Annotated in this window: 1 protein-coding gene; it reads right to left on the bottom strand. The window is 72.4% G+C overall.

What is annotated here, in order from left to right; genetic code table 11:
• A partial coding sequence (locus tag AB0H32_RS47425) for a type I polyketide synthase (RefSeq protein ID WP_361135673.1) occupies positions 1-3,488 on the bottom strand: 3,488 nt, incomplete at both ends.

The raw sequence follows: 3,488 nt of genomic DNA on the forward strand, positions 1-3,488 counted from the left end.
CGCGGATCCGAGCGGCTTGGCTCGCGGCAGGCGCACTGCTCCACTCGACCCGGAACAGGCCGTCCCCCGTAATGTGGGTAGCCCGGCCGAAGCTCTTGCGGGACAGCGGTCGCAGGACCAGCGAGTCCACGGTGGCCACCGGGGCGCCGGACTCGTCCGTGGCGGTCAGAGAGACCGTTTCGTTCCCCCGCCACGTCAGGCGCATGCGCAGCAGCGACGCGTGCGCTGCGTGGAGGGTCACTCCTGCCCAGGTGAACGGCAGGAACGGGCCGCGATCGGGGCCCCCGACGCCCGGCAGCAGAGAGTGCAGCGCCGTGTCGAGCAGGGCGGGGTGCAGGAGGAAGTCGCCCGCCGTGGCACGCTGCTCGTCGGGCAGGGCCACCTCTGCGAAGAGCTCACCCTCGGCGCGCCAGACGCGCCGCAGCCCACGGAAGGCGGGGCCGTAGCGGTAACCGTGCTCCTCCAGACGGTCGTACACCCCGTCCAGCGGCAGTTCCCGGGCACCGGCCGGCAGCCACACCGGTGGCTCGGCCGCGGGTTCTTCACGGTCCGGGGCGAGAGTGCCCTCGGCATGCAGGGTCCACGGCTGTCCTGGCTCGTCCGGGCACGAGTGGACCGACACGGGGCGGTGCCCGGAGTCGTCCGCCGCGCCGACCACCACCTGGAGCCGTATGCCGCCGCGTTCGGGCAGCGGCAGCGGAGCGGAGAGCGTCAGGTCGTCGACGCGTCCGCAGCCGAGCTGGTCGGCGGCGCGCAGCGCGATTTCCACCAGGACCGTGCCCGGCAGTACGACCGTGCCGAACACGGCGTGGTCGGTCAGCCAGCCGTGTGTCGCCCGCGACAGGCGGCCGGTGAACACGGTCTCGTCACGCCCCGCCATGCCGAGTGCCGCGCCGAGCAGCGGGTGGTCGGCAGGTGAGAGGCCGAGTCCGGAGGCGTCGGCCGCCACCGGCGCGTTCTCCAGCCAGTGCCGCGAGCGCTGGAAGGCGTACGTCGGCAGCTGCACACTCCGGCCGCGCGGGAACAGCGCAGCCCGGTCGAGCGGGTGACCACGCAGGTATGCAAGCACCAGCGCGGCGGCCACCGTCTCGCCCTCCGGCCGGCCGGCGCGCAGCACGGGGGCCAGGGCCGCGGCCGGTGTGGTGAGGCAGTCCTGGACCAGAGCTGTCAGTACCGCGTCGGGACCGATCTCCAGGTAGTCGGTGACGCCCTCGCGCTCCAGAAAGGCGACACCGTCGGCGAACCGGACGGTCTCACGGATGTGGCGCGCCCAGTACCCCGGCGAGCGCAACTGCTCCTGGGTGGCCTGCACGCCCGTCACGTTGGAGACGACGGGGATACGGGGGGCGTGGAACGCCAGGCCTGCCACTTCTTCGAGGAACTCGCCGAGGATCTTTTCCATATGGGGGGAATGAAAGGCGTGGCCGACATTCAGACGCCGGGTCTTGCGCCCCAGGGAGCGCCAGTGGGCGCCGACCTGCTCGACGGCCTCCTCGTCGCCCGAGACGACGGTGGCTCGGGGAGTGTTGACGGCCGCGATCACGACCGCGTCACCCAGGCCGGCCAGGGAGTCACGAACCTCCTGCTCGCCCGCCTGCAGGGCGGCCATCGCCCCACCCTCACCGACGGCCTGCATCAGCCTGCCGCGCGCGGCCACCAGACGGCACGCGTCCGCCAGGTCCAGCACCCCGGCCAGGTGAGCGGCGGTGACCTCACCGATGGAATGGCCGAGCAGATGGTCGGGGACCAGGCCATGGTGCTCGACCAGCCGGTGGAGGGCGACCTGGACCGCGAAGAGCGCGGCCTGCGTGAAGGCGGTTCGGTCCAGCATGACCGCGTCTTCGGAGTCCTCCGAGGCGAACAGCACCTTCTTCAACGGCCGGTCGAGGAGGGGGTCGAGATGGGCGCACACCTCGTCCAGGGCTCGCGCGAAGACCGGCGCTGTGGTGTAGAGCTCACGGCCGGCGCCGAGCCGCTGGCTGCCCTGACCGGAGAAGAGGAACGCGATCTTGCCGTGGGGGGCGGGTGCCGCCCGCACCACGGTGGGCGGGGCACCGCCCTCGGCGAGGGCCGTGAGGGAGCCCAGCAGGCCGTCGAGGTCGGACCCGACGACCGCAGCCCGGTGCCGCAGTGACGCGCGAGTCGTGGCCAGGGAGAACGCCACGTCGGCGACTCGCAGTCCGGGGTGCTCGGTCACATGGGCATGCAGCCGCTCGGCCTGCGCGCGCAGCGCCGCCTCGTCCGCTCCCGACACGATCCACGCCACCGCGGAGCCTTCGACCGGTGCGTCGCCGAGCTCGGGCTCTGTGGTGGCGACGGGGCCCTGCTCGATGACGACATGCGCGTTGGTGCCGCTGACACCGAAGGACGAGATGCCGGCGCGCCGGGGCCGGCCGTCGGGTTCGGGCCACGGCCGGGCCTCGGTCAGCAGCCGGACCGCCCCGGCCGACCAGTCGACGTGCGGGGTGGGCTCGTCGACGTGGAGAGTCTTCGGAAGAACGCCGTGCCGCATGGCCTCGACGATCTTGATGACGCCGCCGATGCCCGAGGCGGCCTGTGTGTGGCCGATGTTGGACTTCAACGAGCCGAGCCATAGAGGCCGGTCCGCGGGTCGTCCCTGTCCGTACGTGGCGAGCAGCGCCCCCGCCTCGATGGGGTCGCCGAGTGAGGTGCCGGTGCCGTGCGCCTCCACGGCATCCACGTCGGCGGAGCGCAGGCCCGCGTTGGCCAGAGCCTGCCAGACCACCCGTTCCTGGGAGGGACCGTGCGGAGCGGTCAGTCCGTTGCTCGCCCCGTCCTGGTTGACGGCCGAGCCGCGCAGGACGGCCAGGATCCTGTTGCCGTCCCGCCGGGCGTCCGACAGCCGCTGCAGCAGGACCAGGCCCACGCCCTCCGACCAGGCGGTGCCGTTCGCGGACGCCGCGAAGGGCCGGCACCGGCCATCGGGCGCCAGACCACGTTGCCGGGAGAACTCGACGAAGGTGGAAGGGCCGGGCATCACCGTGGCGCCGCCGGCGAGCGCGAGGTCGCACTCACCCTGTCGGAGGGCGCCCGCCGCCATGTGCAGGGCGACCAGCGAAGAGGAGCATGCCGTGTCCACGGTGATGGCGGGCCCCTCCAGCCCCAGGGTGTAGGAGATACGCCCGGAGGCCACACTGCTCAGATTGCCGGTCAGCAGGAAACCCTCGAACTCCTGTGGGGGCCCGGCGAGCCGTGCGGCGTACTCGTTGTTCATGGTGCCCGTGAACACGCCCGTACGACTTCCCTTGAGGGCCATCGGGTCGACACCGGCGTTCTCCAAGGTCTCCCAGGCGGTCTCCAGCAGTAGCCGCTGTTGCGGGTCCGTGGCCGTGGCCTCGCGCGGTGACATGCCGAAGAAGCCGGGGTCGAACCGGTCCGCGTCGTGGAGGAATCCGCCGTGGCGGGTGTACGACGTTCCCGGCTGGTCGGGGTCGGGGTCGTAGAGCTTGTCCAGGTCCCAGCCTCGG

Source organism: Streptomyces sp. NPDC020362 (assembly GCF_040642095.1).
Taxonomy (GTDB): Bacteria; Actinomycetota; Actinomycetes; order Streptomycetales; family Streptomycetaceae; genus Streptomyces.